The 15798-nt window shown below is 44.1% G+C and carries 11 protein-coding genes and 2 pseudogenes; 12 read left to right on the forward strand and 1 reads right to left on the reverse strand.

Annotated elements, in window-relative coordinates:
* The 12 genes and pseudogenes from BACCELL_RS25225 to BACCELL_RS25280 form a co-directional block, all read left to right on the forward strand.
* A pseudogene (locus BACCELL_RS25225) lies at nt 1-813 on the forward strand (SusC/RagA family TonB-linked outer membrane protein); the annotation flags it as partial.
* 16 nt (nt 814-829) lie between these two features.
* Nucleotides 830-2707 carry a RagB/SusD family nutrient uptake outer membrane protein gene (locus BACCELL_RS25230; protein WP_007215017.1) on the forward strand — a complete coding sequence of 626 codons (1878 nt, stop codon included), beginning with the start codon at nt 830-832 and terminating at the stop codon, nt 2705-2707.
* A gap of 32 nt (nt 2708-2739) precedes the next feature.
* The gene (locus tag BACCELL_RS25235; RefSeq protein ID WP_025726478.1) at nt 2740-5565 is read left to right on the forward strand and encodes a SusC/RagA family TonB-linked outer membrane protein; all 2826 of its coding nucleotides are present in this window, start codon (nt 2740-2742) and stop codon (nt 5563-5565) included.
* Nucleotides 5566-5592: 27 nt separating this feature from the next.
* A complete protein-coding gene (locus tag BACCELL_RS25240) occupies nt 5593-7350 on the forward strand; it encodes a RagB/SusD family nutrient uptake outer membrane protein (protein WP_007215019.1) in 1758 nt (585 codons plus the stop codon).
* Nucleotides 7351-7386: 36 nt separating this feature from the next.
* Complete coding sequence (locus tag BACCELL_RS25245; RefSeq protein WP_007215020.1) at nt 7387-8421, forward strand: DUF5627 domain-containing protein; 1035 nt, start codon at nt 7387-7389, stop codon at nt 8419-8421.
* A gap of 34 nt (nt 8422-8455) precedes the next feature.
* The gene (locus BACCELL_RS25250) at nt 8456-10669 is read left to right on the forward strand and encodes an endo-1,4-beta-xylanase (RefSeq protein ID WP_007215021.1); all 2214 of its coding nucleotides are present in this window, start codon (nt 8456-8458) and stop codon (nt 10667-10669) included.
* An 11-nt stretch (nt 10670-10680) separates the two neighbouring features.
* Nucleotides 10681-12321 carry a glycoside hydrolase gene (locus BACCELL_RS25255; RefSeq protein ID WP_007215022.1) on the forward strand — a complete coding sequence of 547 codons (1641 nt, stop codon included), beginning with the start codon at nt 10681-10683 and terminating at the stop codon, nt 12319-12321.
* Between the two features lie 148 nt (nt 12322-12469).
* Nucleotides 12470-12991, forward strand: a complete 522-nt coding sequence (locus tag BACCELL_RS25260) for an RNA polymerase sigma factor (RefSeq protein ID WP_007215023.1) — start codon at nt 12470-12472, stop codon at nt 12989-12991.
* Nucleotides 12988-13404, forward strand: a complete 417-nt coding sequence (locus tag BACCELL_RS25265) for a hypothetical protein (RefSeq protein WP_007215024.1) — start codon at nt 12988-12990, stop codon at nt 13402-13404. Before BACCELL_RS25260 ends, BACCELL_RS25265 begins: the two co-directional genes overlap by 4 nt.
* A gap of 24 nt (nt 13405-13428) precedes the next feature.
* Nucleotides 13429-13872, forward strand: a complete 444-nt coding sequence (locus tag BACCELL_RS25270) for a DUF6108 family protein (RefSeq protein WP_007215025.1) — start codon at nt 13429-13431, stop codon at nt 13870-13872.
* 34 nt (nt 13873-13906) lie between these two features.
* A complete protein-coding gene (locus tag BACCELL_RS25275; RefSeq protein ID WP_007215026.1) occupies nt 13907-14782 on the forward strand; it encodes an outer membrane beta-barrel protein in 876 nt (291 codons plus the stop codon).
* A 54-nt stretch (nt 14783-14836) separates the two neighbouring features.
* On the forward strand, nt 14837-15304 hold the full coding sequence (locus tag BACCELL_RS25280) for a nucleoside deaminase (RefSeq protein WP_007215027.1): 468 nt from the start codon (nt 14837-14839) through the stop codon (nt 15302-15304).
* 107 nt (nt 15305-15411) lie between these two features.
* Here BACCELL_RS25280 and BACCELL_RS25285 read toward each other — a convergent pair.
* Nucleotides 15412-15798, reverse strand: a pseudogene (locus tag BACCELL_RS25285) (TonB-dependent receptor); the annotation flags it as partial.

Consider the following 15798-nt stretch of genomic DNA (forward strand, 5'->3'; position numbering starts at 1 on the left):
AAAGTAAACAGTCATGGTTATGAATTAGAATTACGTTTGAATCATGTATTCAACAATGGTCTACGTGCCTGGCTGAACACCAGTATGACTCACGCCATCAATGAGATCAAGTTCAGAGACGACGCTCCTTTGCTACCTGCTTATCAGAAGGGAGCCGGACATGCCATCAACCAAGTATATTCATATATCGACCATGGAAACTTGGCTACCTGGGACGATGTGATAGGTAGTAGTAATTGGACAACCGGAAATGACATGAAGTTACCGGGCGACTACAATATTATAGACTTCAACGGTGACGGTATAGTTGACAACGACGACCGTGCTCCTTATCAGTATGCCAGTACACCGCAGAACACCTATAATGCCTCTCTCGGTTTTGAGTGGAAAGGCTTCAGTTGCTTTGCCCAATTCTATGGCGTAACCAATGTAACCCGTGAAGTCAATTTCCCGACATTCCGTTCTACAGCCCACGTAGCTTATGCAGAAGGTTCATACTGGACACCGGGAGGTAATGCCACCCTACCCACTCCACGCTGGGGAACTACTGTAGACGCAGCTGCTACCGGAACACGTTACTGGTATGATGGTGCTTACCTTCGTCTGAAGAATGTTGAATTTTCCTATACATTCAAGAACAATTGGCTGAAGAAAATGGGCATCAATTCCTGCCGTCTCTACTTGAACGGCGATAATCTCTACATGTGGACCGACATGCCGGATGACCGTGAAGCCAACTACGGTACAGGCTCTTCGGACGGTGCCTACCCTACGGTACGCCGCTTCAATTTTGGTATCGACATAACCTTATAATAACGAAGAGATAATTATGAATAAATATATAAATAAACTATTTATGATGTCGGCTATTGCAATGGCTGGCATAATGGGGATGACCTCATGTACAGACTATCTGAATAAAGCTCCGGAAAGTGACTACCAGGATAATGACCCTTACAAGAATTTTATGAACTTTCAGGGTTTCACTGAAGAACTCTATAATTGTATCCCGGTAGTTTCAAACAACAAAGATGCCGGACATACTTGCTTCAACTATGGTGAAGATGAATACTGGGAACCACAGGAAATGCGTATGCAAGCCCGTAGTGTGGACAACGGAGACTTCTGGGCCTGGACTACTGTTTACTATGGTTACCCGAACAATCAAGGCTCGGCAGGTTCAAACAACCGAACTGATAAAGGTCACTTATGGGCCAACTCCTGGTATGCCATCCGTAAAGCCAATATCGGTATCGCCAACCTCAGCAATCTGATAAGCGCCACCGAGGAAGAACGCAATCTCATAGAAGGACAACTTTACTTCTTCCGCGCATGGTACCACTTTATGTTAATGGAATGGTGGGGCGGCATGCCGTATATTGATACAGTGTTGTCTTCGGATGTAACTCCCACGTTAGCCCGTCTTACATGGCAAGAATGTGCGGAAAAATGCGTAGCCGACTTTGAACATGCAGCCAGTCTACTTCCTGTTGATTGGGATGCAACCACCGCCGGTAAAGTGACCTTAGGCAAAAACAATATGCGTATCAACCGTATCATGGCTTTAGCTTATAAGGGCAAGACCTTGCTTTGGGCAGGCAGTCCGTTGATGAACTGGGCTTCCGGAGGTGCAAAGGAATACAATGCAGAGTTGTGCAAACGAGGTGCCGATGCTCTCGGACAAGCCCTTGCCCTCACCGAATCGACCAACCGTTATGAACTGGCTGACTTCTCCGAATATAACGACATCTTCCTGTTGCATAACTCAAGCGGCAAGCTGAACGGAGTAAAAGAGTCCATCTTTATGGAGAATATCAAGGATTATAGTGGACGCTGGCGCTGGAATATGGTTAACGACTTCCGACCTCAATCCATTGAGTCTTCCGGTATTAAATGCTATCCTACCGCCAACTACGTAAACTACTATGGCATGCAGAACGGTTACCCTATTAATGACATGACAAAGGCAGATGCCGAATCAGGCTATGATCCCACACATCCCTGGAAAAACCGCGACCCACGCTTCTATAAAACCATCATGTTCGATGGTGTGAAGTGGAAAAGTACCGGTGGTGCAGGTGGAACGGCAGAACTTTTCACCGGAGGTAGAGAGAGTGAAGAAGCAAATGAAAAGAAAGGTTGCTTCACAGCCTATATGAACAGCAAACTCTGTCCGCAATTGATGAATACGGTTGACGGTTATAAAGAAAATAATATCATGATCCTCAGCCTTATGCGCTTGGCAGATGTATATCTGATGTATGCTGAAGCTACGGCTGTAGGCTACAATGGTCCGAAGGGTAAAGCTGCGACCTACTCACTCACAGCCGAAGAGGCATTGAACAAGATCCGCGAACGTGCCGGGGTAGCTCCCGTACTCGACAAGTTCCTGGGTAGTACTGCTGACTTCCTGAGCGAATTACGCCGTGAACGCGCCGTAGAACTGTCTTTCGAAGGTTTCCGTTTTATCGATCTTCGCCGCTGGATGCTTCTCACCCAATATCCTTACACACTGAAGACCAAGATTGAGTTCGACCGTGCCGATCCTAATGACTATAATTATGACGAACCGGAAGAAAATGCTATCAAGAACTTGCGTGAAGTAGTATTGCTTGAGCGTAAATATACCGACAGACACTATTGGTATCCGCTCCCTAAAAAGGATGTTAGCATGTATGAAGGGTTCTACCAGAATCCCGGATGGTAATCTTGACGTATTAACTAATAATGACGCAAAAAATGAATAGAAAGTTTATATATATTGGCTGTACTGTTTTCGCCATGTCTCTGTTTCATGCAGGAGGTATCCAGGCGCAAGAAGAAAACAAAGATAGCCTGGTGAATGTGGCTTTCGGTACGGTTGCCCAGGAAGACTTGACGCATGCCATTTCTACGGTCAACACGTCCGAACTGACCAAAAAAGTAAATAGTTCCAGTAGCTTAGTTGGACTGGAAAGTCTGATAGGTGGATACACCGGCAACGTATGGGGGCAAGAAGCACTTGTCCTGGTGGATGGAGTACCCCGCAGTGCAAGTAATGTACGCGCTTCGGAAATAGAAAGTGTTTCGGTAATGAAAGATGCTGCTGCCGTGGTACTTTATGGTAGCCGTGCGGCAAAGGGTGTTATCCTGATCACTACCAAACGCGGTAAAAATGAACCGATGCGCATCGACGTACGGGGCAATGCAGGCATTAATGTTCCCAAATCTTATCCAAAATATTTGGATTCAGACTGCTACATGACCCTTTACAATGAAGCTTGCCGTAATGACGGGTTATCCCCCAAATACAGCGCATCAGATATCTACAACACTGCCATGGGAACCAATCCTTATCGTTATCCGAATATTGATTTCTATAGTTCGGACTATCTGAAAAAGGCATATTATAATGCAGATGTGACAGGTGAAGTATATGGAGGTAATGATCGCACACACTATTACCTGAATTTCGGTATGGATTATAGTAACGACTTGCTGAAATATGGTGAATCAAAGAATGCCTACAATATGCGTTTCAATGTACGCGGTAACGTAGACATGACACTTGCCTCATGGCTAAAGGCTACTACCAATGCGGCAGTTGTCTTTACCAATCAGTATGCAGGCCGCGGAAACTTTTGGGGAACCGCATCCACCTTGCGTCCCAACTGGTTTGCGCCGTTATTACCCATCGACATGATGGATACCAGCGTCGCTCAAATACAGGAATATATTACCAACAGTAATCACCTGATTGACGGCAAATATCTGCTTGGAGGAACTTCTTCCGACATGACCAATCCTTTTGCTGATCTTCTGGCTGCCGGATATGTTAAGGAAAAGGCACGTATGTTTATGTTCGATGTCAGCCTTGCCGCCGATCTGGGTTCATTCTTGAAAGGCTTGACGTTTAAGACTTCTTATAGTGTAGACTATACTTCTTACTATTCGGAAGCTTTCAGCGAGACCTATGCTGTTTATGAACCTACATGGTCTCAGGTGAATGGCAAAGATATGATTATTGCCTTGAAGAAGCACAATGAAGACAAAAAAGATCGCAATGAATATGTCGGCAAGTCCACTTACGATCAGACCATGACGTTCAGTGCACAGTTCGACTATGCCCGCACTTTCGCAAAATACCACAATGTAGCAGCCACATTCATAGGTTGGGGTTATCAAACGCAGAATTCTGCTGACGAAAACCATGAAAGCAGTGATTATCACCGTACCAGTAATGTGAACTTAGGCTTACGGGCATCCTACAATTACAATCATAAGTATTATGCCGATTTCAGTGGTGCCGTGATCCATTCGGCCAAATTACCCGAAGGCAAGCGTAACGCTTTCTCTCCGTCAGTCACTTTGGGCTGGAGGATCAGCAAAGAGAAGTTCATGGAGAATGTAAAGTTTATAGATGATCTGAAAATCACAGCTTCTTATGCCAACCTGCATCAGGATCTCGATATCACCGACTATTATCTGTATAAAGGCACTTTCTCCAAAAGAACAAACGAGGGCTTCTATGTACAATGGCATGATGGAACAGCCGGCGGATGGACTCCGGCTTCCAAACGCGGTGATAACCCCAATCTGGGTTTCATCACACGTGAAGAGTTCCGTGCCGGCATTGATGCCACACTGTTCAACCGTCTGCTGAAAATAAATGCGAATTACTTCAGACAAGATACGAAAGGCTTGCTCACCCAAGGTTCATCTTCTATCTATCCTTCCTATTTTGCTTTAAGCAGCAATTCCACTTTCATGCCCTGGATCAATTATAACGAGGACAGACGCAGTGGTTTTGACTTCGCGCTGAGTGCCAACAAGAAATTCGGCGACTTTGACGTAACACTCGGTTTCAATGGTATGGTATACTCCTCTGAAGCTCTGAAACGTGACGAACTTTACGACGAAGATTACCAGTATCGCAAAGGTCGTGCACTCGATGCTTCCTACGGTTATGTATGCGAAGGTTTCTTCCAGGATCAGACTGACATAGACAATCATGCCCGTCAAACATTTGGTACTGTAAAGCCCGGTGACCTGAAGTACAAAGACATTAACGAGGATGGTGTAATCGACAGCAAGGACCAAATTGAATTAGGAAAGAACGGTTGGTCAGCTCCTCCTTTCTCCTTCGGATTGAACTTAACTGTGAAGTGGAAAAATTTCTCGCTATTTGCCATGGGATCAGGTCAGACCGGTTCTGTAGACTTTAAAAGCAGTTCCTACTACTGGAACCGCGGTACGAGCAAATTCTCAGAAGTGGTATGGGGACGTTGGACCGAAGATACAAAGGATGTGGCCACCTACCCACGTCTGACCACCACCAATGGTGACAATAACTACCGCAATTCCACTTTCTGGATGTATAAGCGTAACTATTTCCGCCTGAACCAAGTGCAGTTGACGTATGACTTCCCTGAAAATACTTTCAAAGGAACGTTTGTTCGTGGTTTAAGTGTTTATTGCGGAGGTAGCAATCTGCTTACCATCTCTAAAGAGCGGAAGCATATGGAGCTGAGTACCGGTTCCCCTCAATGCCGTAACTTCTATGCAGGTTTCAAGGCTGCATTCTGATTTTATTGATTAATAAAGAAGAAGATTATGAAAAAGAAAATTATACCTTTTATAATAGGTGCCCTGATGCTCACCGGTTGTGATGATTTGTTTTCACCAGCCATCGAAAACTTCCAAGGCGTGGAAAACATGTACAACGATGCGGAATACGCACGGGGAATATTGCACAATGTATACAGTCTGATTCCGGGCTATTACGATAACAGCGAGTATGGCACGGATGACGCCGTAACCAACCAGCCAAGTAATGTGTATCTGCAAATGGCCACCGGTGCCTGGACTACAAGTTCATATAATCCACAGAATCAGTGGACCAATTCCTACGGTGCCATTCAATACATCAACCTCTTCCTGGAGCATGTGGGAGGCGTAAAATGGTCGGATGATGAAGAACTGAACAAATTGTTTGCGCAACGCCTCACTGGTGAAGCTTACGGACTCCGTGGGATGTTCTATTTTTATCTGCTTCGTGCCCATGCCGGTTTTGGTGCAAATGGCGAACTGCTCGGTGTACCCATATTTACAGAACCTCAGACAATAGAGTCGGATTTCAATCAACCGCGTGCTTCGTTTCAGGCTTGTGTAGAACAAATCTACAATGATCTTTCCGAAGCAGAGAAAAGACTTCCTTATGAGTATGAAGATGTTTCAGGAAGCGTTCCTGCAGATTTCCAGAGTCTCACACAAGACGTCGGTAAATACAACACCGTTATGGGTGCCAAAGCACGTCAGTTGTATAACGGAATCATAGCCCGTGCCTTCCGTACACGCACAGCCGTACTGGCTGCCAGTCCCTTCTTTGAAGATGCTTCCAACGCTGCCACATGGGCGGATGCCGCTAATGCCGCAGCTGCTGTAATAGACTATAAAGGAGGTCTATCAGGATTAGCATCCGACGGAGTGGAATATTACTCACCTACTATTATAAATACAATTAAGGATGGTGCCAATCCAAATGAAATCTTATGGAGAGGAAACAAAGGAAGTGGTGATAACGACCAGGAATCACAAAATTTCCCACCGAGTTTGTACGGTAATGGTTATATGAATCCGTCGCAGAATCTGGTCGATATATTCCCTATGGCCAATGGATACCCCATCAATGACGCAGCCAGCGGATACGATGCCAACAATCCTTATGCTGGACGCGATCCCCGCTTGGGCAAATACATCTTTTACAATGGAAGTACAATCAGTGAGAAGAGTATAACAATCAACATCAATGAGGGAAATCAAGACGGTGTTAACGTGACCGAAAACCGCTCGACCCGAACAGGCTATTACATGAGAAAACGCTTGCGCATGGATGTGAACTGTAATCCGGCATCCATTTCCAAACAGCCGCATTACACACCCCGTATCCGTTATACTGAAATGTACCTGAATTATGCTGAGGCAGCCAATGAAGCTTGGGGACCGAAAAACGCCAACGGCAGAGATTACTCCGCTTACGATGTAATCAAAGCCATCCGGAAACGTGCCGGCATAGGTGGTACCAATGATGCCTATCTGGAAGCATGCGCTGCCAGCAAAGACAAAATGCGCGAACTGATCCGCAACGAACGTCGATTGGAACTCTGCTTCGAAGGATTCCGTTTTTGGGATCTCCGTCGCTGGAAAGCCGACCTGAACGAACCGGTATATGGCATTAGCTGGAATGGTAACAGCTATCAGAAGATAACCGTAGAAGAACGTTCGTATGAAGATTATATGTACTGTTGCCCTATCCCCAACTCTGAGATACTGAAGTACAGCAACCTCATCCAGAATAAAGGATGGAAATAAACAAAATTGTGAACACTATTAATAAAATAGCATGATATGAAAAAGAAATTAGCATATATCGGACTGACTTCATTACTCTTGTCTTTCACCGCGTGCGAAAGCTCTGACAATGAATTCTCCGACTTCGATTATCAAACTGTATATTTTGCCAATCAATATGGTTTGCGTACCATTGAATTGGGAGAAGACGAATTCCTCGATAACTCTTTGGATAATCAGCACAAAGTATCCATTAAAGCAGCTTGGGGTGGTGGTTATACCAACCGCAAGAATGTAATTATTGATACTCAGGTAGATGAATCGCTTTGCGAAAACCTCTATTTCAAAGGAAGTAACACTCCTGTTACCCCTATGCCCACCTCCTACTATACCCTGGCCGCCAACCAGATCAATATTCCCAAGGGTGAAGTTATAGGTGGTGTAGAGGTACAGTTTACCGATGCATTCTTTGCCGATAAAAAGACTCTTGATAATTATTACGTGATTCCTCTGAAGATGACAGGCGTACAGGGTGCAGACTCCATCCTTCAGGGTAAGGCAGTCGTAGCAAACCCCATGTTGACAAATAGTGGCGACTGGAGTGTACAACCCAAGAATTTTGTACTTTATGCTGTAAAGTATGTCAATCCCTGGCATGGTGAGTACCTGCGTCGTGGAGTGGATCAAGCTGTGATAAACGGCGTTTCTTCGCAATTGGTACGCCATCAGCAATATGTAGAGAAGGATGAGAAAGTAAATATTACAACTGAAAGCCTGAAAGACAATATTCTATCCTTATCAACCAAGGATGCGCAAGGTAATCTTTTCAATTACAACCTCAGCTTGACTTTTACCGAAGATGGTAATTGCACAGTAGGTAGTACTTCCGATGATCTTATCATTTCCGGTACCGGTAAATTTGTGAAGAAGGGCGAAAAGAACAGCCTTGGCGGTAAAGATCGTAATGCTATCTATCTGGACTATACAATTGACTTTAAAACCAAAAACATGCAGTACGCCACCAAAGATACGTTGGTGTTAAGCAGTCGTGCCGTACAAGGTGGCAAGTCATTCGAGATAGAAATAAGATAGTATTATCTGGTATAAACGTTTAAACAAAGAAAACATGAAATACTTTAATCATAAGATAATCGGTATTGCCATGATGTGTGCAACGGTTATGGCATGCACCGATAAGTATGACTGCAACCTTCAGGTAGAAAAGCCTGAAGAAGTGGCCAACAGCGAATACCTGGCCAGCTTTGATTTGCTGAAATCGTACATTACCCGCGATGCCAGTTCTCCGTTCAAGTTTACGGCAAACTTGTCTTCAACAGACTTTTTAAAGAAAGACATTGCTTACAGCACCATACTTAGCAATTTTGATGGCATAGATATTGGTGGTTCTATCACTCCCGTCAATTCATTGAAAGAGGATGGTTCCTTCGATTTTGGCGGAATGCAATTAGTAGCTGATGCTGTCAAAGGAACGGACATAACGCTTTATGGTGGTACGCTCTGTTCCAATCAGGGACAACGCACCGCTTATTATAATGAACTGATACAGCCCATCATTATTCCCTTCGTACCCGAGAAAGGTAAAACTGTGATTTGTGACTTCGAGAATGATGAACTAGGCAAAGCTTACGGTATGACCGGAGGAAGTCAGGCTGTAGTAGAAAACGATCCGGATGGGAAGAGTGGTAAAGCACTGCATGTAGGTACCGACGATAACAAGGCTGCCTATTCACATCCTAAGTTCAACGTCAAGTTACCGGAAGGTCGAAAACTGGGCGATTACGTCAATCTGACCATTGATATGCGTATTGTAAACAGTGATGGTATATATGGAGCCGGTATAAGAGTCTTTATCAATGGACAAGAATTTAACGTAGGTACAAATGCTCAAGGACTTGGTTGTAATCCCAACACTTGGAATCGTGGAGCGGTCATCAGCTTAAATAGCGCTACAGCTCCAGGCTTCATATTGCCGGATGAAATGAAAGGACTTACTGAATTTGAGCTTGCCGTTGGTTCCGCTTCTGGAGGAGCACAATATTTTCTCGATAACATCGTGATGAATTATGAGCTTCCCGGAACAGGTGTTACTAAAATTGACTTTGAAAAAGATGAACTTGGAACGTCTTATCCGATGACTAACGGAAACTCTTCCGTTGTAGAAAATGATCCTGAAGGCAGTGGTAAAGTATTACACGTAGGTACAGCTGCTACCCCTTGCAATAGATCTTATCCTAAATTCACAGTAAAATTGCAAAACGGAAGAACGTTAGGTGACTACATAGGTCTTTCTCTCGACATGTACCTGATAGATGGTAAAGGTGGCTGGGGCGACGGCATGCGGGTAGTGATTAATGGACAAGAATTCAACTGCGGCCAAGGACCGTTCAACTTCGGTTGTGAAGCTAACAAATGGGGACGAGACAAGATTTATATTACATTCCTGAAAGAAGGTGAAGCTACGGGAGGAGGAAAGATCGCTATACCTAATTCCATGAAAGATCTGACCGAGATAGAATTGGCCGTAGGTTCAGGCTCGGGTGAGTGGCATGCTTACATCGATAATATCAACCTCCACTGGAAAGCTGATGATACCATCATCGAGAAAACTCCGGAAGAGAAAAAGAATATCTTCACTGAAGAGATGAATAAATGGATCGGCGGTATAGTAAATGCCGGTGGTGAATCTGTAAAAGTATGGAATATTGTAGGCGAACCACTTGACAAAACCATGGATGCCAACACCTTCAACTGGGGTGAATATTTGGGCGAAGTAGAATATGCACGTACAGCCGTGAAACAAGCACGTGACACAGCAAAAATTGATCTCAATCTCTTCGTCAGCAATACTTTCAATCAATCTGATGAGATGGGACAGAAAGCCGATGAATTGATCGCATTGGTAAAATCCTGGGAAGCAGATGATGTAACCCGTATTGACGGATACAACATCCTTCTTCATGCGGTTTATTCCAAAGACGCCACTTCTCAGAAAGCCAATGAAGAGATGATTTCCGAATTGTTCGACAAGCTGGCACAGACCGGTAAACTGATACGTGTATCCGACCTCAGCATGATGGTGGAAGATACAGAAGGTAAGTTCATCCAGACCAGTAAACTGACCGCCGATGAACGGAGTGCCGCAGCCAACTACATAGCTTTCATCATGAAAGAATATCGGAAAACTATCGCATCGGACAAGCAATATGGCATATCCATTTCAAGTATGACCGAAACCAGTACCGGTAACAAGATTTGCCCTTGGACTTCGGGATACAATCGAAATGGAATGTATGAAGGAATAGTTGAAGGATTGAAATAACCCGAAGTATAATGAAACTATTTATTAGAAATCTATGCATTTTTCTGATGGGAATGTCATGTTGGGCATGCTCTGATAATAATAATGCGGAGACTGATGATAACGGGAAGGGCGCATATGCGCTCTTCCTAAAAAAGTCAATTACAGTGAGTGCCGGTGAAAACCAGACAGAGGTCGTTATAGAATGGGCAAAAACCTCCTGGGAGATAACCTTCGAACAGGGAGATATTGTAAAAAGTATAACTCCGATGTCAGGTGGAAGCAGTGATGGAGAAAAGCAATACACAAAAATTCAAGTGGTTTGCAATGCTAACGCTTCAATGAAACAACGTACACAGACTATTCACATTACTGACCTAACCAACAAGCAGACTACCGATTTATTGATAGAACAGGAACCGGCGTTCAAGTCTGTTACACTTAATATTGACCCTACAGTAAAATATCAGCCGATAGCAGGATTCGGTGGAATGTACAATCCTAAAATTTGGTGTGGCGGAAACCTCATTTCTGCCCGACAATTAGACCAAATGTATGGTGAAGGCGGATTGGGCTACTCCATTCTTCGCCTGATGGTTTATCCCAACGAATCTGATTGGAATGCTGATGTAGAAGCGGCTAAAGCGGCACAGGCCAATGGAGCAATAGTTTTTGCATGTCCGTGGGACTGTACTGATGCTCTCTCCGAGCAAATCAAGGTGAACGGCAAAGAAGTAAAACATCTCAAAAAAGAGAACTATGGAGCATACGCCGATCATCTTATCCGTTACATCAATTTCATGAAACAGAATGGAGTAGATCTTTATGCCATATCTGTTCAGAATGAACCGGATATGGACTTTACTTATTGGACTCCTCAGGAAGTGGTAGATTTTGTGAAACAATACGGTGCCAAAATTCGTGAAACCGGAGTCAGACTGATGTCTCCCGAAGCATGTGGTACACCACCCGAATACACGGATCCGATCATCAATGATGCCGGAGCATTTGCACAGACCGATATTATTGCAGGACACCTTTATCAAGGTTTTACAGACCTGGATAATGGATACGTCAAAAATCGTCACGATTACATCTGCGGTCTCTACCCTCGCATCCATGGAAAGACCTGGTGGATGACGGAACATCTCTTTAATGACGGAGAAAAATCAGATGATCCGTCAGCATGGGAATTCCAAAAGTGGCAATACTGCCTCAACCATCTTGGCAAAGAAATCCACATGTGTATGGAGGGCTATTGCAGTGCATACGTATACTGGTATTTAAAGCGCTTCTATGGATTGATGGGCGATAATGACAAGCGCAGCCCGGTGGGTGAAGGTGAAATTGCTAAGAATGGTTACATCATGGCCCATTACGCGCAGTATGCCACAGGTACTACCCGTATTAAAGCTGTCACGAATAATACAGGAATATGTGCCACAGCCTACATCAATGAAACAGGAAATGAAGTAACGGTTGTATTGCTGAATTTCACCGGAGCCACCCAGTGTATAGAAATACCGTTGGCAGGAATGAAGCGTGCAAATGCCGTTGAAACCAATGAAAACAAAAATATGGAAGTTATCAGTACTGAGATGCTGGAATCTGGCGAGGGTGTATATGTACTGTTATCCGGTAACAGCATAGTCTCTGTCCGGTTGACCTTATAATTGCATGAAGTGATATGGAATCACTCAAGTAGTTCATATTCCCCCAAATGGTAAGTGTTGCCAAAGCAAAACAAAAAATTGCTTTGTGCAACACTTTTTTTTATTTTTGATGTCACGTTCGCCTTACACGTTCGTCTTAGTAATGTAAATGGAACTCAAACAATTTAAAATATCCGTTCTACCCCTCCGCAATAAGCTATTGAATTATGCGCGGAAGTTGACCGAAAGTCCGGACGATGCAGAAGATGCCGTACAAGAAGTCCTGCTCAAGCTATGGAACAAAAGACTTGAACTGGAACAGTACCGTAACATTGAAGCATTCGCCATGACCATGACACATAATCTCTGCATGGATATGTGGCGCACCAGGCATACCACCAGCGTACCGTTAGAGTATGTACAGGATGCCACTCCCGGTGGAACACCGGAACGGTTGCTTGAGATAAAAGACGAAATCCGTCTGATGCATGAAATTATTAATTCATTGCCTACCTTGCAGCGCACCATCATGCGGATGAAAGACATCGAGGAGTATGAAACGGAAGAGATCGCCGACATCACAGGCTGTAATCCGGAAGCCATCCGAAGTAACCTGTCGAGAGCGCGAAAAAAAGTGAGAGAAATTTACCTGCAAACCGTACAAGAAAAAATAAGGAGGAAACAAGTATGAAGATAGAAGAATTAATAGACCGCTATTTCGAAGGACAGACCTCATGTGAGGAAGAACGCGAATTACGCAGTTTCTTCACGCAAGAAAATGTACCGGAATCGTTACAAGTATATCGTCCCTTGTTTGTCTGCCTGGATCAGGAAGCAAAAGCATTCCGGCAAGAAAGTGCTCCTGTTAAAAAGCCTTCCTTCCGCCGTCGCTTTATTTACACAGCGGGAGGAATAGCAGCCGGAATTTTATTAGTGATCGGCATTGCCGGTACGCAGCGATACCTTCACCCCACTCCGGAAAATTACGTCATTATCGACGGCAAGCAATACACGGATGCAAACCTGGTGCATGAACAAGCCCTTGCTGCTTTCCGAGATATGCGAACTACGGAAGATGAAGTGCTTGATCTGATGTTTGAATAATAAAAAGAACTAATAGATACAATTATGAAAAAGTTCACTCATACCCTGCTATGCTGCCTGCTGCTCTTGTTCAGTACCGGTATGTACGCCCAGAAAGGGCTGCAAATAGCATCCGTATTTCAGAAATACGGCAATGAGAAAGGGGCCACTTACGTGGAACTGTCCAAGATGTTATCCAAGAATTGGGACATCACCCATTACCAAAGCCTGAAACTGACAAAGGCAGAAAAGGCATTACCGGACATCTACCGGTGTCTGGAATCCGACCGGGAACATGCCAGGAAAATAAAAGAAGTGGTGACAGACGGGCATATTCAATCGGGATACTACCAGTTGCCTCCGGTAAAAGATAAAATAAACCGCTTCATACTATTCCGGCTCGGCAAGAAAGGAGAAGCCACACTTATCTATATCGAAGGCGAAATAGACAGTGACGACCTTGTTACACTGATATTCAGCAAAGACTAATTCTGAAATTTATAAATCACAAATAATAAAACTTATGAAACGAATTTTCTTTTTATTCCTTATCATGACTTCCATGACAGTCGTGGCACAAGAAAGCATCCCGCAAGATACAACTCTCTATCTCAACGGACGGAAGATCATCATTAAAGAACATGATGGCAAAATCAAAGTGAAAATGTATGAGGCAAAAGCCGACAATGACACCATCGAAAACACCCAGGTATTTGAAGGTGTGTATCTGGACGGCCGCAGCATTGAACGAACCACAACGGTTTCCGTACCTTTCGTGAAGAAGAAAAAAGGCTATTACCGCTTTGATCCTCACTACCCTGCCATCTACTTCGGCTTTAACAAACTGGCAAGCAATACATTTCAGTACTCTGCCAAAGTACCTCAACTTGGCTCGAAATCCTGGGAATGGGGTATCAATCTGTTTAATACCGGAGTTGCCATAACCCGTAACAATCATTGGGGATTGACCACCACCCTCGGTTTAGCACGTATCGTCTATAAACTGGATGACAATTACGGCTTTGAGAAAGTAGACGGCATCACCGTTTGCCGGCAAGCCGAAGATGTGGATTACCAAAAGAGCTGGCTGCGCTATTGGGCTTTCCGTCTGCCTGTCAGTCTGGAATGGCAAACCAAATTCGGCAGTCGCCGTGCTTTCATTGCCGCTGGTCCGGAAGTGGAATGGCGTGTAGGGGTTAAATCCAGAGCCAAATATGATGATAAGAAACATACTTTGAGTAGCAAGCTGAATACCCATCCGCTTGGCATGAATCTGCTGCTACAGGCCGGTTATGGTTGCTTGGGATTCAATGCCCGTTTCGCTCTCACTTCTCTGTTTGAAAAGAATAAAGGACCCGAACTCTATCCGGCTTCTATAGGCATAGGTTGGTATTGGTAAATACAGAAAACATTGTTATCTTTGTCAGTAACTCTAAAAATAATCATTTTTATTATGACCAAAGAAGAACTTATGAGAAAAGCGATTGAGCTCTCCACGGAGAATGTCGCTAACGGTGGCGGCCCATTTGGTGCCGTCATTGCCAAAGATGGAGAAATCATAGCTACCGGAACGAATCGTGTGACATCCTCATGTGACCCGACAGCGCATGCCGAAGTCAGTGCCATTCGTGCAGCAGCCACGTCACTAGGTACTTTCAACCTCAGTGGTTGCGAAATCTATACCTCTTGTGAGCCCTGCCCCATGTGCCTCGGCGCTATCTATTGGGCTCGACTGGACAAAATGTATTATGGAAACAACAAGACTGACGCCAAAAATATAGGTTTCGACGACTCTTTCATATATGATGAAATCGCTTTAAAACCTGCCGATCGCAAACTACCCTCAGAAGTATTGCTACACAATGAAGCCATCAAAGCTTTCGAAGCATGGGCTGAGAAAGAAGATAAAATAGAGTATTAAGAAATTAGACAAGAAAAGTCCCCGGAGTACTGCTATCTCTCCGGGGACTCGAATTTAATACACAAGGTATTTGCAATGAAAGGTTATTTGCTTATATTGTTATTCTTTTAGAAACGCATACCTAAAGATAATATCACCTGGCTGCGAGTATTAGTCAGCTTAGCAGCAGTAAGTCCTACTTCGCCATCTTGAGAAGAATCGAAAGGATAAAAATCACCTTTCTGTACTGAATATTTGTAAGCTAAATCGGCATAAAATGCAGAGCCTCTGTAACCGATACCCAGTGTGTAATTACTCAATGACTTAAGATTAGCATAATCCGTATCAGTATTAATGGACTCTATAGGCAATGCCTTAATAGCATCCTTCTTGAAAGCAGAGCTACTATAATTATATCCGGCACGCAAAGCAAACTGTGGAATTACTTTATACTCAGCACCAATGCGGAAAGTATTGACGCCCTTCAAACAGAGTTTAGACTCATTACTTTGCCA

The organism is Bacteroides cellulosilyticus DSM 14838 (assembly GCF_000158035.1).
Classification (GTDB): Bacteria; Bacteroidota; Bacteroidia; order Bacteroidales; family Bacteroidaceae; genus Bacteroides; species Bacteroides cellulosilyticus.

Coding starts and splice junctions, on each gene's coding strand:
- BACCELL_RS25245 (WP_007215020.1), top strand. CDS start 7,387: ATGAAAAAGAAATTAGCATATATCGGACTGACTTCATTACTCTTGTCT.
- BACCELL_RS25255 (WP_007215022.1), top strand. CDS start 10,681: ATGAAACTATTTATTAGAAATCTATGCATTTTTCTGATGGGAATGTCA.
- BACCELL_RS25230 (WP_007215017.1), top strand. CDS start 830: ATGAATAAATATATAAATAAACTATTTATGATGTCGGCTATTGCAATG.
- BACCELL_RS25270 (WP_007215025.1), top strand. CDS start 13,429: ATGAAAAAGTTCACTCATACCCTGCTATGCTGCCTGCTGCTCTTGTTC.
- BACCELL_RS25240 (WP_007215019.1), top strand. CDS start 5,593: ATGAAAAAGAAAATTATACCTTTTATAATAGGTGCCCTGATGCTCACC.
- BACCELL_RS25260 (WP_007215023.1), top strand. CDS start 12,470: ATGGAACTCAAACAATTTAAAATATCCGTTCTACCCCTCCGCAATAAG.
- BACCELL_RS25280 (WP_007215027.1), top strand. CDS start 14,837: ATGACCAAAGAAGAACTTATGAGAAAAGCGATTGAGCTCTCCACGGAG.
- BACCELL_RS25235 (WP_025726478.1), top strand. CDS start 2,740: ATGAATAGAAAGTTTATATATATTGGCTGTACTGTTTTCGCCATGTCT.
- BACCELL_RS25265 (WP_007215024.1), top strand. CDS start 12,988: ATGAAGATAGAAGAATTAATAGACCGCTATTTCGAAGGACAGACCTCA.
- BACCELL_RS25275 (WP_007215026.1), top strand. CDS start 13,907: ATGAAACGAATTTTCTTTTTATTCCTTATCATGACTTCCATGACAGTC.
- BACCELL_RS25250 (WP_007215021.1), top strand. CDS start 8,456: ATGAAATACTTTAATCATAAGATAATCGGTATTGCCATGATGTGTGCA.